The 19704-nt window shown below is 68.7% G+C and carries 16 protein-coding genes; 9 read left to right on the forward strand and 7 right to left on the reverse strand.

Annotation, left to right across the window (positions count from 1 at the left end; translation table 11 throughout):
- Positions 1-7: 7 nt before the first annotated feature.
- Together O9271_RS06560 and O9271_RS06565 are read right to left on the reverse strand one after the other, a co-directional pair.
- Positions 8-3289 carry a hypothetical protein gene (locus O9271_RS06560; protein WP_298267411.1) on the reverse strand — a complete coding sequence of 1094 codons (3282 nt, stop codon included), beginning with the start codon at positions 3287-3289 and terminating at the stop codon, positions 8-10.
- 99 nt (positions 3290-3388) lie between these two features.
- Positions 3389-3985, reverse strand: coding sequence for a hypothetical protein (locus O9271_RS06565; protein WP_298267414.1), 597 nt, complete (start codon positions 3983-3985; stop codon positions 3389-3391).
- Between the two features lie 196 nt (positions 3986-4181).
- Here O9271_RS06565 and O9271_RS06570 point away from each other — a divergent pair, with 196 nt between their 5' ends.
- From O9271_RS06570 to trxA, 6 genes are all read left to right on the forward strand, one after another.
- Positions 4182-5264, forward strand: coding sequence for an alpha/beta fold hydrolase (locus O9271_RS06570; RefSeq protein WP_298267416.1), 1083 nt, complete (start codon positions 4182-4184; stop codon positions 5262-5264).
- Between the two features lie 427 nt (positions 5265-5691).
- Positions 5692-7107, forward strand: coding sequence for a TolC family protein (locus O9271_RS06575; RefSeq protein WP_298267419.1), 1416 nt, complete (start codon positions 5692-5694; stop codon positions 7105-7107).
- Complete coding sequence (locus O9271_RS06580; protein ID WP_298267422.1) at positions 7104-8240, forward strand: efflux RND transporter periplasmic adaptor subunit; 1137 nt, start codon at positions 7104-7106, stop codon at positions 8238-8240. The genes O9271_RS06575 and O9271_RS06580 overlap by 4 nt, the downstream gene beginning before the upstream one ends.
- Positions 8237-11449 carry an efflux RND transporter permease subunit gene (locus O9271_RS06585; RefSeq protein WP_298267424.1) on the forward strand — a complete coding sequence of 1071 codons (3213 nt, stop codon included), beginning with the start codon at positions 8237-8239 and terminating at the stop codon, positions 11447-11449. The genes O9271_RS06580 and O9271_RS06585 overlap by 4 nt, the downstream gene beginning before the upstream one ends.
- A complete protein-coding gene (locus O9271_RS06590; protein ID WP_298267426.1) occupies positions 11449-11664 on the forward strand; it encodes a DUF2892 domain-containing protein in 216 nt (71 codons plus the stop codon). The genes O9271_RS06585 and O9271_RS06590 overlap by 1 nt, the downstream gene beginning before the upstream one ends.
- Before the next feature lie 28 nt (positions 11665-11692).
- A complete protein-coding gene (trxA, locus tag O9271_RS06595) occupies positions 11693-12145 on the forward strand; it encodes a thioredoxin (RefSeq protein ID WP_298267428.1) in 453 nt (150 codons plus the stop codon).
- A 195-nt stretch (positions 12146-12340) separates the two neighbouring features.
- Here the strand turns inward: trxA and O9271_RS06600 are convergent, their stop codons facing one another.
- Both O9271_RS06600 and O9271_RS06605 read right to left on the reverse strand, forming a co-directional pair.
- A complete protein-coding gene (locus O9271_RS06600; protein WP_298267432.1) occupies positions 12341-12673 on the reverse strand; it encodes a metalloregulator ArsR/SmtB family transcription factor in 333 nt (110 codons plus the stop codon).
- Positions 12674-12890: 217 nt separating this feature from the next.
- The gene (locus O9271_RS06605; RefSeq protein WP_291263619.1) at positions 12891-13322 is read right to left on the reverse strand and encodes an OsmC family protein; all 432 of its coding nucleotides are present in this window, start codon (positions 13320-13322) and stop codon (positions 12891-12893) included.
- Positions 13323-13479: 157 nt separating this feature from the next.
- Here O9271_RS06605 and O9271_RS06610 point away from each other — a divergent pair, with 157 nt between their 5' ends.
- Together O9271_RS06610 and O9271_RS06615 are read left to right on the forward strand one after the other, a co-directional pair.
- Positions 13480-14163 (forward strand): gluconate 2-dehydrogenase subunit 3 family protein, encoded by a 684-nt coding sequence (locus O9271_RS06610; protein ID WP_298267435.1) that lies wholly within the window; start codon positions 13480-13482, stop codon positions 14161-14163.
- On the forward strand, positions 14160-15779 hold the full coding sequence (locus tag O9271_RS06615) for a GMC family oxidoreductase (protein ID WP_298267437.1): 1620 nt from the start codon (positions 14160-14162) through the stop codon (positions 15777-15779). The genes O9271_RS06610 and O9271_RS06615 overlap by 4 nt, the downstream gene beginning before the upstream one ends.
- A gap of 208 nt (positions 15780-15987) precedes the next feature.
- On the opposite strand, the gene O9271_RS06620 is transcribed toward O9271_RS06615, so the two are convergent.
- The 3 genes from O9271_RS06620 to O9271_RS06630 are packed head-to-tail and all read right to left on the reverse strand — an operon-like array spanning position 15988 to position 17065.
- Positions 15988-16248 (reverse strand): zf-HC2 domain-containing protein, encoded by a 261-nt coding sequence (locus O9271_RS06620; RefSeq protein WP_298267439.1) that lies wholly within the window; start codon positions 16246-16248, stop codon positions 15988-15990.
- Positions 16245-16859, reverse strand: coding sequence for an RNA polymerase sigma factor (locus O9271_RS06625; protein WP_298267441.1), 615 nt, complete (start codon positions 16857-16859; stop codon positions 16245-16247). Before O9271_RS06625 ends, O9271_RS06620 begins: the two co-directional genes overlap by 4 nt.
- Complete coding sequence (locus O9271_RS06630) at positions 16856-17065, reverse strand: DUF2892 domain-containing protein (RefSeq protein ID WP_298267443.1); 210 nt, start codon at positions 17063-17065, stop codon at positions 16856-16858. The genes O9271_RS06625 and O9271_RS06630 overlap by 4 nt, the downstream gene beginning before the upstream one ends.
- Before the next feature lie 173 nt (positions 17066-17238).
- On the opposite strand from O9271_RS06630, the gene O9271_RS06635 reads away from it, so the two are divergent.
- Positions 17239-19428, forward strand: a complete 2190-nt coding sequence (locus tag O9271_RS06635; RefSeq protein ID WP_298267445.1) for a S9 family peptidase — start codon at positions 17239-17241, stop codon at positions 19426-19428.
- The last annotated feature ends 276 nt before the right edge of the window (positions 19429-19704 follow it).

Here is a 19704-nt window from a genome sequence, read left to right on the forward strand (position 1 = left end):
TCGTTACCTACGGCAGCTTCACACCCGCCGACTGGAGTGACGTTTCGAGCGTCGGCAGGCCGCTCGACTTCACCCGCGCCACCGCGGCCTGCTGCGCGGCCAGCTCCTTGCGCAACGTGGCCAGCAGCGTGCGCTGCGTGGCCGACACGGCAAAGCTCGACCCGATCACGCCGTTGAGTGTGCCCAGGCGCCCCGAGAAGGACATGTCGGGGGCACCACTCGAGCCGCGATTTTCGTCTTCCATGTCGTCGGCTGGCGGTGCGGCGGCGCGCGCCGCCAGCTGCGCGGCGCGGCCGGCCATCCCCGAGCCGATCTCTCGCGTGAACGTGGCGAGCGTCTTCTCCACGGCGGCCAGCTGTGCGCGCAGCGCCGACGTGAGCTTGCCGCTGTCGGCGCTCGCGGCGGTCTTCACGCCGTTGAACTGACGCACCACGCTGTCGGCGCTGCTCTGCGCGTCGGTGACCTGCCGCTGGAACTTCACCACCTCCAGCCGGAAGGCGTCGAGCTGCTGCAGCTGTGCCACCGACATGGTCTGCTCAGGATCGGGGAGCAGCGTGATGCGACTCGTCAGCACCGTGGGGGCGCCGCTGGCAGGGGTAAGCACGAGGCGCGCTGTGTAGCTGCCCGGTGGTGCCGCGTACGTGCGTGCGCCGCCACCGAAACCACCACCAAACCCACCGAAGCCGCCGCCCTGCCCGCGCGCCGGGGCCGACGCGCCGGACACACTACCCGTGAGCGGTGCGCCCACGCGCATGTCCCACACCGGGCGATACAGCCCAGGCTTGCTCTCGGCCGGCAGTTCACGAATCACGCGCCCCGAGGCGTCCACGATCTCGAGCTTCGCCCGCGTGCCGTCGGCCACGCCATTCACCAGATAGGCGAGCCGCACCCCATGCTCCGGGTTCTGCCCCTCGAAGCCGGTGGAGCCCATCCCGGAGATGCGGCTGCCGTTGGGCTGGTAGGCAATCTCGGCGCGGGTGGGAAAAAGATAGGTCGACTCGGCGCGCTTGGCCGCCGCGAGATGCTCGAGCGGCGCGAGATCGTCGAGGATGTACACCCCGCGCCCGTGCGTGCCCACCACGAGATCGTTCCACCGCTCCTGGATGGCCAGATCCCACACCGGCACCCCGGCGGGCATGCCGCTCTGCAGTGGCGTCCACGTGGCGCCACCGTCGACCGTGAAGAAGACGCCGAACTCGGTGCCCACGAACAGCAGGCTGGCGGCACGGTGATGCTCGCGCAGCACCTGCACCGGTCCCAGCGCCGGCAAGTTGCCGGTAATGCTCGTCCAGGTGCGCCCGTAGTCGGTGCTCCGGTACACGTACGGCTTCATGTCGTTGCTGCGGTGCCCGTCGAAGGTGGCGTACACCGTGCCCTCGGCATGACGCGACAGCTGCACGCCGCTCACGTACGTGGTATCGGGCACTCCGGGAAAGCTCGTCACGCGCGTCCACGTGCGCCCGTCGTTCTGCGTGACCGCCACGACGCCATCATCGGTGCCCACCGCGAGCACACCGGAACGGCGCGGCGATTCGCTCATCGCGCTGATGTTGCCGAACGCCGCCGTGCCCTCGTGCAATCCCAGCGCATCGCGCGAGGGGACCGCGCCGCGCATGGGCAGCTGATTGCGGTTGATGTTGCGCGTGAGATCGGGGCTGATCGTCTTCCACGCATCGCCGCGATCGGTGCTCTTGAACACATGATTGGCGGCGAAGTACACCGTGCCCCCCGTGTGCCGTGACGGCACGATGGGCGCGCTCCAGTTGTAGCGGTGACGCTCCCCTTCGGGCTGCGGTGGCTTGATTCCCTTGGTCTGCCCCGTCTTGGCGTGGTAGCGCACGATGCCGCCGTTCTGCGACTCCGCATACACGACCGTGGGGTCGAAGACATCGGTTACATTGAAGAAGCCGTCGCCGCCCGCCATGCGCGACCAGTCGGCGTTGGTGGGACCGAAGCCGTTGCGCGTGCGATTGGGGCCGCCCCACGTCTGGTTGTCCTGCAGCCCGCCATACACGTGATAGAAGGGCCATTGGTCGTCCACGCTGAGCGCGTAGAACTGCGCGCCCACGATGTTCTCGACGTTGTACCAGCTCTTGCCGCGATCGTAGGTAATGTCCACGCCGCCGTCGTTCCCCATCACGTGATGATCGGGGTCCTCGGGGTTGATCCAGAGCGCATGATGATCGCTGTGCACGCCGCCCCCCGCCGCGTACGGACGCCAGGTCTTGCCGCCGTCGTACGATTCGGTGCTGCCCACGTTGAGGCGCACCACATGTTCGGCGTCGGTGGGGTCACAGCGCACCTGCGAGTAGTACCAGGCGGTGCCGTTGCTGCGGTCGGTCTGACGCCAGGTGGCGCCGGCGTCGTCGCTGCGGTAGAGCCCGTTGGCCGTCCCCTTCGCGTGCACACTCGCGTACACCGTGTTGGGACGCGAGCGGCACACCGCGAGGCCAATGCGCCCCGCGTCGCCCTCGGGGAGTCCCTTGGTGAGACGCGTCCACGTCTTGCCGGCGTCGGTGGTCTTCCAGATGCCGCTTTCGGGCCCGCTGGGCAGGAAGCCGTAGGCGCGACGCTCACGCTGGTACGACGCCGCGTACAGCACGTCGGGATTGGCGGGATCCATGATCACCTCGGTGAACCCCGTGTGTTCGGAGAGCGCCTTGGTGTTCGTCCACGTCGTGCCGCCATCGACCGTCTTGAAGAGGCCGCGTTCGCCCCCTGGTCCCCACAGCGGCCCCATGGCTGCCACGTACACCACATCGGGGTCGCGCGGATCGATCACGATGCGGCCAATGTGCTGCGACTTGGGCAGCATGGGCTTCGACCACGTCTTGCCGCCGTCGGTGCTCTTGAACACGCCGATGCCCCACGACGAGCTGCGCATGTTGTTCGCCTCGCCGCTCCCCACCCACACCACGTCACCGTTGGAGGGTGCCACCGCCACCGCCCCGATGCTCCCCACCCCGATGGAGTCGGAAACAGGTGCCCAGGTGAGTCCGGCGTTGCTGCTCTTCCAGATGCCGCCCGTCGCCACCGCCACATACAGCGTGGTGCCCAGCCGTCCACCGCGCACGGCGCGCGGCGCCTCGACCACGGCGATATCGGTGATGCGCCCACTCATGGAAGCGGGACCGATGTTGCGGAAGCGCAGCGCGCGCACGAGTGACGCGTCGCCGGCGTTGGTGCCGGCGGCGGTCTGCGCGACCAGCAATGACGGGGCCAGCAACAGACCGGCGGTGGCCAGCGCGAACGCACGGCCGCGGCCGGCGCGCGAGAGGGAGTGAGGCATGGCGGGAGGGCACAGGAGATGCCCGATCCACCGCGGACCGGGCCACCCCAAGTTTACGCGGCGGACCGGACCGCCGCTGTCATGCCCGTACGCGCCCCGTCAGCGATGCCCGTGGTCGGCCATGGCCTCGCCGCGCGCCAACATGAGGTGATGCATCGTGTGATGATCGCCGCTCGCCAGCAGACCAATGAAGCCCAGGCCGCGGATGCGCACCGCGCCCGACTCGGCGTCACCGCTGCGCGCGGTGACCACCAGCCGCACACCATCGGGAAGCTCGGTGCGCGCCATGCGTGGGCCGCCCATCATCTCCACCATGCCCGCGTGCGCTGCCGTCATGCGCTTGATGGCGGCAATCGTTTCGCCCGTACCACGCACGGTGAACACCGCCCCCCCGGCCACCGGGGCCGACGTTACGCGGCTCTGCAGCGTGACGAGATCCATGTCGCGCAGATGCAGCCGCAGTCGCTCGAGATTCACTTTCGACCAGTCGGTGGTCGGGTCGGCCTCCAGCAGTCGCACGATTTCGGCGATGGCGGCAAACGCCGCCTGACCCCCTTCGGTGGGAAGGGCGCGATCGGCGGCGCCCTGCGTATGCGCGAGCGCCTGGGCCGCGAGTGGAGTGGACGCCGCCAGCAACGCGGTAAGCGACAGCACACCCGCCGTGACGGCGGTGATACGAGCAGAGGTGGGGCGCATGGCAGACTGGGAAGCGAGGCAACGGTGGCTCGTGCAGACCGTGGAATCTGCCCCCAGAGGCCCCCGGCCACGAGTGGGGGAGGCGCTCGCCGCTCGCGACCAGCGAATGCCGGTCGGCGAGCGTAACCCGCATAGCCTGTGCACGGCCCCCCGGGCGCCGCGGCACGTTTCGCCCCACCCCGATCCAAAGCTGCCGATGCCCAGTCTCCGCCCCTGGCTCTCCGCCTCGCTGCTCTGCGCCGCCACCGCCCTGCCGCTTCGTGCGCAGGACGACGCGCCATCGTCCCGGCGTCAGGTCGTCCCCATGGATTCGGCCCGCGCACGGCTGCTTTATGTGAGCAATCGCCCCGACGATCACCCCGTGGCCGATTACGAACGGGCCATGAGGAGCAAGGCCGCCACCGACAGCATCTTCGCGGCCCGCGCCAAGGGGGTGCTCAAGTTCTCCAAGGTCACCTACAAGAGTCAGGCGGGCGGCATGACCATCCCCGCCTATCTGTTCGAGCCGCTCACCCCCAAGGGGCCCCGGCAACACGCGGCGTTGGTGTGGGTCCACGGCGGCGTGCACGGCAACATGGACCAGAACTACTGGCCTTTCATCCGGGAGGCGGTGCAGCGCGGCTACGCCATCATCACCCCCGACTACCGCGGCAGCACCGGCTTTGGGAAGGAGCACCACAACGCCATCGACTACGGCGGCATGGAAGTGGACGATGTGGAATCGGCGGCCGATATGCTCAAGGCGCTCCCGTATGTGAACCCCGACCGCCTCGGCGTGATGGGGTGGAGCCACGGCGGCTACATCACGTCGCTGCTGCTCACGCGTGAGGCCGAGGGCTCCCCCTTCAAGGCCGGCGCGGCCATCGTGCCCGTCACCAACCTGCTCTTCCGTCTGTCCTTCAAGGGCCCGTCGTACCAGCGCTCGTTCGCCACGCAGGCCGGTCTCAAGGGGCTCCCGTTCGAGAATCGGGCCGAGTACATCCGCCGGTCGCCGTACTATTGGGTGGACAGCCTCAAGTACCCGCTGCTGGTGCACGTGGCCACGAACGACGAGGACGTGAATTTCGAGGAGGCGCGCCCGCTCGTGGACGCGCTCCAGGCGCGGCAGCCCACGCTGGCCGAGACGAAGGTGTATGTGAACCCGACCCCCGGCCCGACGAGCGTGGGGCATACGTTCAGCCGCCGCGTAAATCGGCAGACGCTGGAGCGGGAGGACTCGCCGGAGCAGATCGACTCGTGGAACCGGGTGTGGGCGTTCTTCGAGCGGACGCTCAAGTAGGGCGGTGCGGCGGGCGCTGCGGCGGGCGCTCGTGAGGGCTGGAGGATTAGGGGGCAGGGAGCAGGGGGCGGGAGGCAGGAAGCAGGGGAAGGGATTGTCGTTTACCTGACGAGACTCATGCCGTGCAACTCGCCATGCACAGCGCCCGGTGTGGGCGACTGACCGCAACCCCGTTCAGCGTCGGGGGTCGTGGGTAAAGCGTGCGGGGTGGTACCGCCCACACCCACGACTCTCAACCCTCGACTCCGAACCCTGAACGGGAATCGCCGTCAGTCGCCTGCGGGGCAGGTGGCCGGGAGCAGGACGCAGGAAGCAGGAAGCAGGGGGCGGGAAGCAGGAGGCAGGGGACCCTGCTCACTGCTCCCTGCCCCCTCACCCATCCCCTCCAACCCTTGCCCTGGATATACGCATTTAGTAATATGTGCATATGCGTACCCACCCAATCTCCTGGATCGCCGCCGCGTCGCTCGCCCTCCCCGGGCTGCTCGCGGCGCAGTCGCCCCTCCGCCTCGCTGACGCGCTGGCGGAGGCCGACCGCCGGGCCTTTGCCAACCGACAGGCCACGGCCCATGCCGCCAGCAGCCGCGCCCAGGCGGCGCTCCCTCTCAAGGGCATCCTCCCCTCGGCGCGGGTCGAGGGCGGATTCGTCCGCACCACCGACCCCATCGGCGCCTTCGGCACCACGCTGCGTCAGCGTGCCGTCACGCCGGCCGCCTTCGACCCGGCCCGGCTCAACGACCCGGCGCCGGTGAACAACATGACCGGCGGTCTCGTGCTCGAGGTGCCGGTCTTCAACGCCGACGCCCTTACCGGCTGGCGCGCCGCCCGGTCGGCGGCCGATGCCCACGACGCCATGGCGGACTGGACCGCGGTGAACACCCGGGCGATGGTCGTGAAGGCCTACTACGGCGCCGTGCTGGCCGAAGAGAAGGTGGCCATGCTCACCCAGGCCAGGCGCGCCGCCGAGTCGGCCGTGAGGCAGGTGGAAAGCATGGTGCGCCAAGGGCTCGTGACCAAGGCCGACCAGCTGCAGGCCAGCGTGCGCGCCGGTGATATCGAATCACAGCTCCTGGCCGCCCGCAACGACGCCATCACGGCCCGTCAGCAGCTGGCCATGCTACTGGGGCGTACCGACACGGCCCAGGTGGCATTGCCGACGTCGCTGCCCGGTGACTCCGTGGTTCGGGCCTTCGCCCGCAGCACGCCCATGGGCAGCGGTGAACGTCCTGCCGCGCTCACCCGCGACGACGTGCGCGCCGCCCAACTCGGCGCCCGCGCCGCCGCCGCCGATCGCCAGCGCGCCACGGCCACGCTGCTGCCGCGGGTCAACGGCTTCGCGCGCTACGACTACAACTCGCCAACTACGCTCTATGGCGGCCGGCCCAACTGGACGGTGGGGGTGATGGGCTCGTGGTCGCTCTTCGGCGGGGCCAGTGAACTGGCCGATGTGGCCGGTGCGTCGGCGCGCGCCCGCAGCGCCCGCGCGGGAGAGGAAGCGGCGCAGGTGAACGCCCGGGTAGAAACCGAGGCGGCTGCGCGTGGTGTGACCCTCGCCCTGCAGCGACTCGACCTGGCCACCATGGCCGCCGCACAGAGCCGCGAAGCGCACCGCCTGGTGGAGAAGCGCTACGCCGGTGGCCTGGCCACCGTGGCTGAACTGCTGGGCGCGGAGACGGCCGCCACCGGGGCCGCGCTGGCCGAGGCCGCCGCGCGCTACACGCTCATAGACGCACTGGCCCAGCATCGCCGCGCCATTGGCGCCGACCCCGGCGCCCTCGCGCAGCTCGATGGCCGGAACGCCGCTTCCACGAATGATGTCCGCAACGAGGACCCGACTCCATGACGACGACGATGACCACGATCATTTCGCGCCGCCCGTCGGCGCTGCTGCTGACCGGACTTTCCCTGGGCGCCCTCGTGCTGGGGGCGTGCGGCGGATCGGAGAAGGCCGACGATTCGGCCAACGGCACACGGACACCGGCCGCCACGCCGCGCCTCGAGGGCACCACGCTCACGCTCTCCGACACCACCATTACGACGACCTTCGAGGCCAGCGGGGTGGCCGAGCCCATGCAGCAGGCCATGGTGAGCACGAAGCTCATGGGCACGGTGACCGCGGTACGGGTGCACGAGGGTGATGCGGTGCGCGCCGGTCAGGTGCTGGTGGAGGTCGACGCCCGTGATCTCACCGCCAAGGCGGCGCAGGTATCGGCGTCCATTGCCGACGCGGAGGCCATGCACAGGGAGGCGTCGGCGCACGCGGCGCGCTTCACGGCGCTCTACAACGACAGTGCCGCCACCAGGGCGCAGTACGATGCCGCCATGACCGGGCTCGCCCGCGCCGAGGCGGGGCTGCGCGCCGCACGGGCCGGCGCCGGTGAACTCGATGCTGTACGCAGCTACGCCACCGTGCGCGCGCCGTTCAGTGGTATCGTGACCATGCGCCACGCCGATCCGGGCACCTTCGCCGCACCGGGCATGCCGCTGATCACGGTGCAGGATGCCTCGAGCCTGCGGCTCAGCGTGTCGGCCCCCACGGAAGCGGTGCGTGGCCTCACGCGCGGCGCCCGGCTGAACGCGACCATCGATGGCCAGGCGGTCACGGCCACGGTGGAGGGCGTCGTGCCCGCCAACGCGGGCAATCTGTTCACGGTGAATGCCGTGGTGGCCAACCGTAGCGGCGCCCTGCGCGCCGGCAGCGCGGCCACGGTGGCGCTGCCCACCGGCACCACGAGCGGGCTGGTCGTGCCGGTGGCGGCGCTCGTGCGTGACGGCGATCTGGTGGGGGTGATCGTGCGCGCCAACGGGGTGGACGACCGCCGTTGGGTGCGCGTGGGCACCATCACCACCACGCACGCCGAGATCACCGGCGGGCTCAAGGCGGGTGAAGTCATCGTGATTCCGGCGGCGAGCAACGGGACGACGAATGGGGCGACGAATGGGTCAAGCTCCGCGTCGCCCAAGGCGGGCACATGAGCAGCCTCAAGTCCTGGGGCATTTCGGGACGCGTCGCGAAGGCGTTCCTCAACAGCAAGCTCACGCCGCTGGTGACGTTCGCGTCGCTGGCCGTGGGAGTGCTGGGGCTCATGGCCACGCCCCGCGAGGAAGAGCCGCAGATCTCGGTGCCCATGATCGATGTGATCGCCGCCATGCCCGGCGCCTCGCCAGCGGAAGCGGAGAATCTGCTGGCGCGTCCCATCGAACAGCGCATGATGGAGCTCCCGGGGGTGGACCATGTGTACACCATGTCGGGCGACGGCTACAGCATGGTCACGGTGCGCTTCAAGGTGGGCGAAGACCAGGAGCGCAGCGTGACCCGGGTGCAGGCCAAGCTGGCCGGAGCCATGGACAAGGCCCCGCCGGGCGCCCTGCCGCCCATCGTGAAGGCGCACAGCATCGACGACGTGCCGGTGCTGACGCTCACGCTGCACGCCGCGAACAGCAACGCGAACGAGCTGCGCCAGATTGCCGTGCACCTCGAAGACGAAATCCGGACGGTACCCGAGGTGGCGGAAACGTTCGTGACCGGGGGCGCGCCGAAGCAGGTGAAGGTGGTGCTCGACGCCGCGCGGCTGGCCGCGAGTGGCGTGACGCCGGGAGAGGTGGCGATGGCGCTCACGCAGGCCAACGCCCGTCTCGACGCCGGCGAACTCACCGCGCGCGACAGCGTGGTGCAGATCGCCGTGGGCGCGCCGCTCACCAACGCGCGGGAGGTGGGGAGCATCGTGGTGAGCAATCGCCGCGGCGCTCCGGTGTATCTGCGCACCGTGGCCGACGTGCGTGATGATTTCGGCGACCTCACGAGCTACGTATCGCACCGCACCGGTAGCGGTGCCGCCGAGTCGGCGGTGACCATTGCCGTGGCCAAGCGCAAGGGCGCCAACGCCACCGACGTCACGCACGCCGTACTGGCGCGCGTGGAGCAGGCCAAGGGCCGCCTGGTGCCGGCCAGTGTGCAGCTGGATGTCACGCGCGACTATGGCGAAACGGCCGGCGAGAAGGCGGAGGAGCTCATTCTCCACCTCATCATTGCCACCGTCTCGGTCACGCTGCTCATCTGGCTGTTCCTCGGCTGGCGCGAGGCGCTGGTGGTGCTGGTGGCGGTGCCGGTCACGTTGGCGCTCACGCTGTTCGTGTACTACGCGCTGGGCTACACGCTCAACCGCATCACGCTCTTCGCGCTCATCTTCTCCATTGGCATTCTCGTGGACGATGCCATCGTGGTGGTGGAGAACATCTACCGCCACCTGCAGATGGGGAACCGGCCGGCGGACATCGCCAGCATCGACGCCGTGGACGAGGTGGGCAACCCCACCATCCTGGCCACCTTCACGGTGATCGCGGCCATCGTGCCCATGGCGTTCGTGAGCGGGCTCATGGGCCCCTACATGCGTCCCATTCCGGTGGGCGCGAGCGTGGCCATGCTGGCGTCGCTGGCGGTGGCGTTCATCGTGACGCCATATCTGGCCTACCGCCTGCTCAAGGGGCATGTGGTGGCGGGGCATGGCTCCATCCAGCACCCGCCCGAAGAAGGGGGCAAGACTGACAAGCTGTACCACCGCCTCATGACGCCGCTCATCGAGAACACGGGTACGCGATTCGCCTTCTACGGCGTGGTGGTGGCGCTGCTGGTGGGCAGCATGGGGCTCGTGGGGATCAAGGCGGTGCAGGTGAAGATGCTCCCCTTCGACAACAAGAGCGAGTTCCAGGTGGTGCTCGACTTCCCCGAGGGCACGTCGTTGGAAACGTCCAACCGGGCCGCCTCGGAGATTGCCGCGTACCTCGGCACGGTGCCCGAAGTGGTGAGCACGCAGGTGTACGCCGGCACGGCGGCGCCCTTCAACTTCAACGGGCTCGTGCGCCACTACTTCATGCGCAGCGGCGCCAACGTGGCCGACGTACAGGTGAACCTCAAGGGCAAGAGCGAGCGCGACCGCCAGAGCCACGACATCGCCGTGGCGGTGCGTCCGGCAGTCGATTCCATCGCGAAGCAGTACGGCGCGTCGGCCAAGGTGGCGGAGATTCCGCCGGGGCCGCCGGTGCTCTCCACACTGGTGGCCGAGGTGTATGCGGCTGACGACGCGTCGCGCCTGGAGGCAGCGAAGGCCGTGAAGCAGGTGTTCGAAAGCACGCCCGGCGTAGTGGATGTGGACTGGACGGTGGAGGCGCCGCAGCAGAAGCGCACCTTCCGGGTGGATCGCATGCGGGCCGCCGAGGTGGGGGCCACTGTGGAGCAGATCACGCAGACGCTGTATCTCGCGCTCAGCGGAGCGCCGGCGGGGCTGGCGAGCACGCCCACGGCGAAGGAAGCGGTGGCCATCGTGCCACGGCTGCCGTTGGCACAGCGCTCGAGCGTGGACGCGCTGCTGGCGCTGCCCATGGCCACCATGCAGGGGCCGCAACCGCTGGGCCGCTTCGTGACGGTGGTGGAGGGCACGCGGGAAGGGTCGCGCATCCGCAAGGACCTGCGCCCGGCCATCTACGTGACCGGCGATGTGGCGCGCGAAGTTGAAAGTCCGGTCTACGCCATCCTCGACATGAACCGCCAGATCGAGGCCATCGAGGTGAACGGCGCGCGCGTGGGCATCTACAACGCCGTGCAGCCGGAATCGCTCAGCGAGACCGCCATCAAGTGGGACGGCGAGTGGCAGGTGACCATCGAGGTGTTCCGTGACCTCGGCCTCGCCTTCGCCATCGTGCTGGTGCTGATCTACGTGCTCGTGGTGGGGTGGTTCCAGAGCTTCACCATTCCGCTGGTGATCATGGCCCCCATTCCGCTCACGCTCATCGGCATCCTGCCCGGGCATGCCATTGGCGGCGCGTTCTTCACCGCCACGAGCATGATCGGCATGATCGCGCTGGCCGGCATCATCGTACGCAACTCCATTCTGTTGGTGGACTTCATCCAGCTGGAGGAAGCGCGCGGCCGGTCGCTGGTGGACGCGGTGCTCGAGGCGGGGGCGGTGCGCTTCCGCCCCATTGCCCTCACCGCCGCGGCGGTGGTGGTGGGCGGGCTGGTGATGGTGCTCGACCCGATCTTCCAGGGGCTCGCCGTGGCGCTCATGAGCGGCGCCGTGGTGGCCACGCTGCTCACCATGGTGGTGGTACCCCTGCTGTACTGGGAACTGCGCAAGCACGCGCCGCCCCTGGCCGATTCCCCGCTTCACACGGAGACCGTGGACTGATGTGCAACGACAACGTCATTCGCCGCTTTGCCGGCGTGTTCATCCTGCTTTCGGTGCTGCTGGGCTTCACCGTGTCGCAGCACTGGTTCTTCTTCACGGCATTCGTGGGCTTCAACCTGCTGCAGTCGAGCTTCACCAGCTTCTGCCCGCTCGAGAAGATCCTCGCGCGGCTGGGCTTGTTCGGATGCCGCGCACCGGCGCAATCTTCACGCTGACCCTAATTCCCAGACGTTCGGAGTTTCCATGAGCAGCACCAACACGCCCACACGGCACGCCATCGTGCCGTGTGGTTCCTGCGGCAAGTTGAATCGGGTGCAGATGCAGGCCGCCAGTGGGGCGCCCGTGTGCGGCACCTGCCGCCGTGCCCTGACGGTCGACGCCCCCATTACGCTCACCGACGCCACCTTCGATACGGTGATGGCCAAGAGCACGGTGCCGGTGCTGGTGGACTTCTACGCCGACTGGTGCGGCCCCTGCAAGGCGATGGCGCCGGTGTTCGCCGACTTTGCGCGGCGGCAGAAGGGGCGCGTGCTGGTGGCCAAGGTGAACACCGACGAGAACCCGGGCGTCTCCATGCGCTTCGGCATTCGGAGCATCCCCACGCTCACGCTCATGCACGGCGGCCGAGAAGTGAGTCGCCAGGTGGGAGCGGTGCCAATGGCCGCGCTCGAGCGCATGGTCGATGGGGTCGGTTGACCTGCGACTAAAGACTAAAGACTAGAGACTAGAGACTAAAGACTAGAGACTAATGACTCAAAACCCGAACTCAGAACTCAGAACCGGTCAGTTCCGAGTCTTGAGTTCGAGTTCCGAGTCTTGAGTTCGAGTTCTCGGTTTTGAGTTCGAGTCGCAAGTCCTGAGTTCTTCTCTGGCGCAACGTTGCGCCCCCGATCACCGCCCGCCGATGACCTTGCGGCGCTCGGTGAGTTCGGTCTCGAGCCGGCCGCAGACGAGTTCGCACAGCTTGAGCACGTCCTTGTCGGCCAGTTCGTAGCGCACGTACACGCCATCGCGCTCGCGGGCCACGAGGCCGTTGGCGAAGAGCTGCGACAGATGCCGCGACACGTTCGCCTGCCCCATGCCGGTGGCCTCCACCAGCTCGTTCACCGTGCGTGGACCGCCGCGCAGCTCCTGCAGCAAGCTCAGGCGAGCGCGGTCGCTGAGCGCCTTGAAGCGCTCCGCCACCATCTCCAGCAACTCCGGCCCCATGCGCTTGACGGCCATGTCACGCTCTCCGGCGGTGGTTCATCAATGCAGACATACGCAACAATGAATATATAACGTTTCCAGGACAGAGGCAACATCGCCACGCACGACTCACAACCCGAACTCACACCCCGAACTCACACCCCGAAACGGATCAGTTCCGAGTTGTGAGTTGGAGTTCTGAGTTGTGAGTTCCCGTGGAGGGGCGCGAGGGCAAGCCCCCGCGCCTGCAGACTCAGCCCAGCGTGGCCGTGAGCGTGATCTCGGCGTTCAGCACCTTCGACACGGGGCACCCCACCTTCGCGGCGTTGGCCAGCTCCTGGAACTGCTCGGCCGAAATGCCCGGCACCTTCGCGTCGAGCGTGAGGTGCACCTTCGTGATCGCGAAGCCGCCATCCTTCTGCTCCAGCGTCACCGCCGCCGTCGTCGCGAGCGATTCCGGCGTGAAGCCGGCCCGCGTGAGCTGCCCCGACAGGGCCATGGAGTAGCACCCGGCGTGCGCCGCCCCGATGAGCTCCTCGGGGTTGGTACCGTTGCGGCCGCTTTCGTCCTCGAAGCGCAGCTTGAACGAATACGGGGTGGCGCTGAGCACGCCGCTCGGCGTGGTGATGGTGCCGTTACCGTCCTTGATGGTGCCGTGCCAGACGGCCGAGCCAGTGCGGATCATGGAGATGCCCCGAGAAGGTGTCAGTGCGAGTGGTGTGATGGGCGCGAACCGGCCAGCCAACGCCTGCCGGCGACGCTGAGGAACGCTCGCCCGTTGACGCGCAAGGATCAAGCGCTACCGCTTGCGACATCACCCCCCGCGCGGTCATTTGAGCCGCATGCAACCAGACGACGCCCCCCCGCCCGTGCCAGCGCGCCGGCAGTTCCTCAAGACGGCCGGCGTGCTGGCGGTGGGCACCGCCGCCGTGGGCAGCAGCGCCTGCGATGTGAAGGAACCCGCCACGGTCGACGAGCAGCCCGCCGCGCGCCGGGTGGGCTTCGACCGCGCGCTGCTCGATGCGCTGGCCAGTACCGTGTTGCCGGCCGTGCTGGGCGAGGCGGGAGTGCGCGCGGCCACCGACCGTTTCGTGGCCTGGGCCGATGGGTACGACCCGGTGGCGGAAGAGATGCACGGCTACGGCTACGCCGACGTGCGCTACCTGCCCGCCGACCCGGTGCCCGCCTGGCGCGCGCAGCTCGATGCGCTCGACATGCTGTCGCGCAAATCCCAGCGCGTGCCGTTCACACGCGCGACGCCGGCGCAGCGCACGGCGGTGGTGGAGGCCGTATTGCGCACCGAAGTCGGGGAGCGGCTGCCGGCGCCGCTGGTGGCGCGCCATGTGGCGCTCGCGCTCCTGGCACACTGGAGCACGTCACCGGAGGCGTGGAATCTCGCGCTGGGTGCCCAGGTGTCGCCGCTCACCTGCCGCAAGCTCGAGGATGCCATGCGCGCGCCGCTGCCGCTGGCGCCGGCCGCGGCCACGCCCGTCACATCCGCAACCCCGGCCGGGGGCACCACGTGATCATCCAGGACGGCAACACGGCGGTACACGAGACGGACATCTGCATCATCGGCAGCGGCATCACTGCGGCCATGATGGCCGCGCACCTGGCCGAGCATGCGTCGCGCCGCATCCTGGTGGTGGAGGCCGGGGCGCACACCACACCCTTTGCGCAGCGCACCGCCGCGCGCGAACGCTACCTGGCGTATGGCGAAAGCCCGTGGAAGTCGGACCACCTCGATGACCAGAACGCCTTCGGCACCACATGGGGCTATTCCCCCAGCATGCATGTGGGCGGGCTGGCGATGCACTGGGGCGGCGTGTCACCGCGCTACTCCCCCGAGGACTTCCGGGTGAAGTCGCTGTACGGCCTGGGCGACGACTGGCCCTTCAGCTACGACGATCTCGATCCGTTCTATCAGGAAGCCGAGGAGCGCATGGGCGTGGCGGGGGAACAGGGGCCGCCCGCCCTCGATCCGCGTGGCAAGCCGTATCCGTTGCCACCACTCCCGGTGAACCACAACCTGGCGCAGCTGCAGCAGTGGGCCGGGAACGCAGGCATTGCCGCGTGGAGCACGCCGAGCGCGAAGAACAGCACGCCCTTTGCGGGGCGCGCGCAGTGCCAGCGGTGCGACAGCTGCTACCCGGTGTGCCCCACCGGGGCCAAGTACTCTCCCGATTTCACGTGGGACACGCTGGTGCGTGAGCGCAAGGTCACGCTGCTCACCGAAACACTCGTGCGCCGCCTCGAGGCCGATGCGCGCACCGGCCGCATCACGCACGCCACCGGCAACCGAACCGACCGGAGCGGCGCGCCCGTGGAGATTCGCGCCACCACGTTCGTGCTGGCGGCCGGCTTCGTGTGGTCGCCGCATCTGCTGCTGCTCTCCCGCAGCAGCGCCTTCCCCGAGGGGCTCGCCAACCGCAGCGGCCTCGTGGGGCGCTATCTCGCCGGGCATCGCAACGTGAACGCGTACCTGCGGCTGCCACTCGAGCTGCTGCCGGGGATCAACGCGCAGCACTCGCTGGTGAGTAAACAGTTCATGCGCCCCGGCAAGCAGTCGCGCTATCTGCGGCACGACCTGCGCATCTGGGAGTCGAGCGTGGGACGCGAACCGCGGCTGCGTGGCGACGACAGCGCCCTGCTGCTAGGCGACGCCATGCTGCAGGACTGGCAGCGACGCGCCAAGGGGGCCACGGCGCGGGTGCGCGGCTACTACGACGTACTCCCCGATCGCGACAGCCGGCTCACGCTGCACGACACGCAGCGCAACCGCTTCGGCGACCCCATGCCCAACGTCGCCTTCCGCGATGCCCCGGAAAGTGCGGCGCTGCGCGCGTGGCAGGAGGAACAGCTGCGCGAACTGTTCCGCCGCATGGCCCGGGCGGGGAACGGTGAGATCCTGCGCATGGAGAACAGTGCCAACGACCTGGGGCAGGAGCATCCCACCGGCGGTTGCCGCATGGGGACCGACCCCACGCGCAGCGTGGTGAACGCCGAGGGACGCGCGCACGACCACGAGAATTTGTGGGTGGCGGGCGCACCCACGCAGCCAACCGCGGGGTGCTGCAACGGCACGCTCACGTTCGCGGCCGTGGGGCTCCGCACCGCTGCCGCGCTGGCGCGCGAGAAGTGAGACGTGAGATCCGCGCGGTGAGCATCAGCGCGGAATGGGTGAGAGGGAGACGTGAGCCCGGATAGCGGTGAAACGTCAGTTGGCCAGCGGTGAGCAGCGAGCGACCCGGAATTCTCACCTCGAGAAGGCTGAACGCTCACCGCTATCCAAGCTCACGTCTCAGGCTGTCAGCTCGACTCTCATGCAAACAACTCGGCGCTCACCGCGCTTACCTCGGCAAGGCGGCGATGCGGGCGAGAATTGCCGGTCCCTGATCTCGCGTTTCCGCGGGCATCGCGCGTCGCAGCGCGGTAAGCGTGCGCGCAATGTGCCCCCCGAACCGCGCGCAGTGGCTGCACTCGGCCACGTGTCCCTGCAGTTGGGCCACCCGCGGCGCGTTTAGCGCTCCGTCGAGATACTCCGACAGGTCGGCCAGGACGTCACGGCAGCGCACCCCCGCCACCATGGTGTCGAGTCCCTGATCGTTCATGGTGCGGCACCGGTGTGAGTGGCGGCGGGAGACGAAGGGCGCGGCGGCGCGTCCTGCTCGAGTGAGCGCACGACGGCAACAAGGTGAATGCGGGCGCGATGGAGACGGCTCTTCATGGCCGCCACACTGACGTGGAGAATCGCCGCCGTTTCGTCGCCGGTGAACCCGTCGAGCTCACGCAGCGTAAGCACTTCGCGCTCCTCCTGCGGCAGGCGCGCCAAGGCCACCTGCAGCAGTTCCTGCAGCGGGCGATCGTCGCCGGTGGCCGTCACCTCCGGCAGACTCCCCCAGCCCGCCTGTTCGGCGAGCTGCTCGAGGCTTTCCAGCTGCGCCGGCTCATCGACGCGACGCCGCTGCTGGTGATGCACGGCGTGGCGGGCAATCGTGTAGAGCCACCCGCGCGCGCCGCCGTCGTGACCGGTGCCGCGAAAGCGCACGGCGCTGCGCCACACCGCGATGAAGGTCTCCTGCACCGCATCGTCCACGTCGGCCGCCCCGGTGAAGGTGCGCAGGTAGCGCGCCACGGGCGCCTGGTGCCTTCGCATGAACGTCTCGAAGGCACCGGTGTCTCCCGCCGCGGATGCGGCCAGCAGCGCCGCATCGCTGATCACGAGGGCTGGCGCACCTTGCAGGTGGAGAAGCCCAGGATCGTGTAGAGCGGGCAGGTGCTCAACGTGGCGGTGAGCAGCGGGATGATGCCCAGGAATCCCCACGCTGCCTTGGGGCCGGTGAAGGCCATGGACAGCAGGGCAATGCCAAGGGCGAAGCGCAGCGCCCGATCGATCGGTCCGACGTTCTTCTTGAGCAGGGCAGACATGGCAACGACTCCGGTGAGGGTAGGGAGTGAACGGGTCCCGGACGGGTGCCCGTTGTCCTCATCATGGAGAGCCCAAAGATGGCCCAAAGGATTCAGGGGTGGGCGCCGGACTTTCCCGTCCCGCCCCGCGGGGCGAATTTCCGGAGTTGGTTTCCCCTACCCCAGACCATTCGATGCGTCGCTCCGTACTCCTGACCGCCGTGGCGGCGGCCGCCCCCTGGGCCCTGCTCGCGCCCGTGGTGGCCCACGCCCAACCCCGCGCGCTCACCGCGGCCGACTACGCCCGGGCCGAGAAGTTCCTCGGCTTCAACACGCAGCCCCTCGTCTCCAACACCGGCGTCCAGCCCACGTGGCTCCCCGACGGCCGATTCACCTACCGTGTGCGGCAGAGCGACGGCACCCAGCCGCTCCTGCTCGTGAACGCCAAGGGGGTGAAGACCAACTGTGCCGCCGCCGGGGCCGCCTGCCCGCCGGAGACACCGCGCGCGACCCCGCGCAATCGTGGCAATGCCCCCGAAGTGCTCTCCCCCGACGGCAGCAAGGCGGCGTTCATTCGGGACTGGAACCTGTGGGTGCGTGACGTGGCCACGAACGCGGAAACGCCGGTCACCACCGACGGCGCGCCCGACTACGGCTACGCCACCGACAACGCCGGCTGGGTGCACAGCAACCGCGCCATCCTGCTCTGGTCCCCCGACTCGAAGAAGATCGCCACCTTCCAGCAGGACCAGCGCAAGACGGGGGAGATGTACCTCGTGCGCTACAAGGTGGGGCACCCCGAGCTGCTGCAGTGGAAGTACCCACTCCCCGGCGACAGCGCCGTCACCATGATCGAGCGTGTGGTCGTCGATCTCTCGGGCACCGCGCCCAAGGTGGTACGCTTCAGGATGCCCCCCGACGAGCACCGCAGCTCGGTGTGCGACCACATTGCCTGCGGCGGCAAGCTGTCCGACACGGAGTGGTTCCCCGACGGCAGCAAGGTGGCATTCCTCAGCAATTCGCGCGATCACAAGATCGCCACGCTGCGCGTGGCCGACGCCGTCACGGGTGACGTGCGCGACGTGCTGCGCGAGGAAGTGGCCACGCAGTTCGAAAGCGGCGACGGCGACCAGAACTGGCGCGTGCTCCCCGCCAGCAACGAGGTGATCTGGTTCTCCGAGCGTGACGACTGGGGGCAGCTGTACCTCTACGATCTCACCACCGGCACGCTGAAGAACAAGATCACCACCGGCGACGGCACGGTACTCGATCTCCAGCGCATCGACCCCAAGTCGCGCACCATCTGGTTCACGGCGGCCGGCAAGGAGGCGGGACGCGACCCGTACTTCCGTCATCTCTACCGCGTGCGCATGGACGGCAAGGGGCTCACGCTGCTCACCCCGGAAGACGGCGACCACAACGTGTCGCTCTCGCCCACCGGGACGCACTTCGTGGACAGCTGGTCGCGCCCCGACCTGCCCCCCACCGCGGTACTGCGCGATGCGAACAGCGGCAAGCTCATTGCCACGCTGGAGCAGGGGAACATCAGCAAGCTGCTCGCCGCCGGCTGGAAGCCGCCCACGCGCATCACCACCAAGGATCGCGACGGCAAGTGGGATCTGCACGGGCTCATGTGGACGCCCACCACGCTCGACAGCACGAAGAGGTACCCGATCATCAACTACATCTACCCGGGGCCGCAGGGGGGCTCGGTGGGGAGCCGGCAGTTCTCGCCCGCCACGCGCGACAACCAGGCGCTGGCCGAGTTGGGCTTCATCGTGGTGGCCATCGACGGCACCGGCAACCCGACGCGCTCCAAGTCGTTCCACGACGCCTACTACGGCCGCATGGGCGACAACACGCTCCCCGACCAGATCGCGGCCATGCGTGAACTGGCGCGCCGGCACGCGTTCATCGATCTCGATCGTGTGGGCATCTGGGGGCACAGCGGCGGCGGCTTCGCCACGGCCGGCGCCTTGTTCCGTTACCCGGACTTCTTCAAGGTGGGGATCTCCGAGTCGGGCAATCACGACAACCGTAACTACGAAGACGACTGGGGCGAGCGCTATCACGGCCTGCTCGTGCGCAACGGCGCGAGCGACAACTACGAGGCCGAGGCCAACCAGACGCTGGCGAAGAACCTCAAGGGCAAGCTGCTGCTCGCGCACGGCACGCTCGACGACAATGTGCCACCCGACAACACGTACCTGGTGGTGGACGCGCTCATCAAGGCGGGCAAGGATTTCGACCTGCTCATGATTCCCAACGCGGCGCATGGGTTTGGCGCCGCCACCAATTACATGATGCGCCGCCGCTGGGATTACTTCGTGCAGCATTTGCTGGGCGCCACGCCGCCCAAGGAGTACGTGATCGGGCCGAAGTAGTCGGGGGCAACTCCGAACTCACAACCCGAACTCATGACTCGGAACCGATCGGTTTTGAGTCGTGAGTTCGGGTTTCGAGTTTGGGGTCAGAGTTGGGGTCAGAGTTGGGGTCAGAGTTGGGGTCAGAGCTGGGGTCAGAGCTGGGGTCAGAGCTGGGGTCAGAGCTGGGGTCAGAGCACCCGTGCACGACACGCCCCGGCTGGCGCCCGCTCACCCCGCTCGCTGCTCTCTTCGGGGGTGGCCGTGCGCCCTCCGTCGCTCCGCTCCTCCAGGCGC

Source organism: Gemmatimonas sp. (assembly GCF_027531815.1).
Taxonomy (GTDB): Bacteria; Gemmatimonadota; Gemmatimonadetes; order Gemmatimonadales; family Gemmatimonadaceae; genus Gemmatimonas.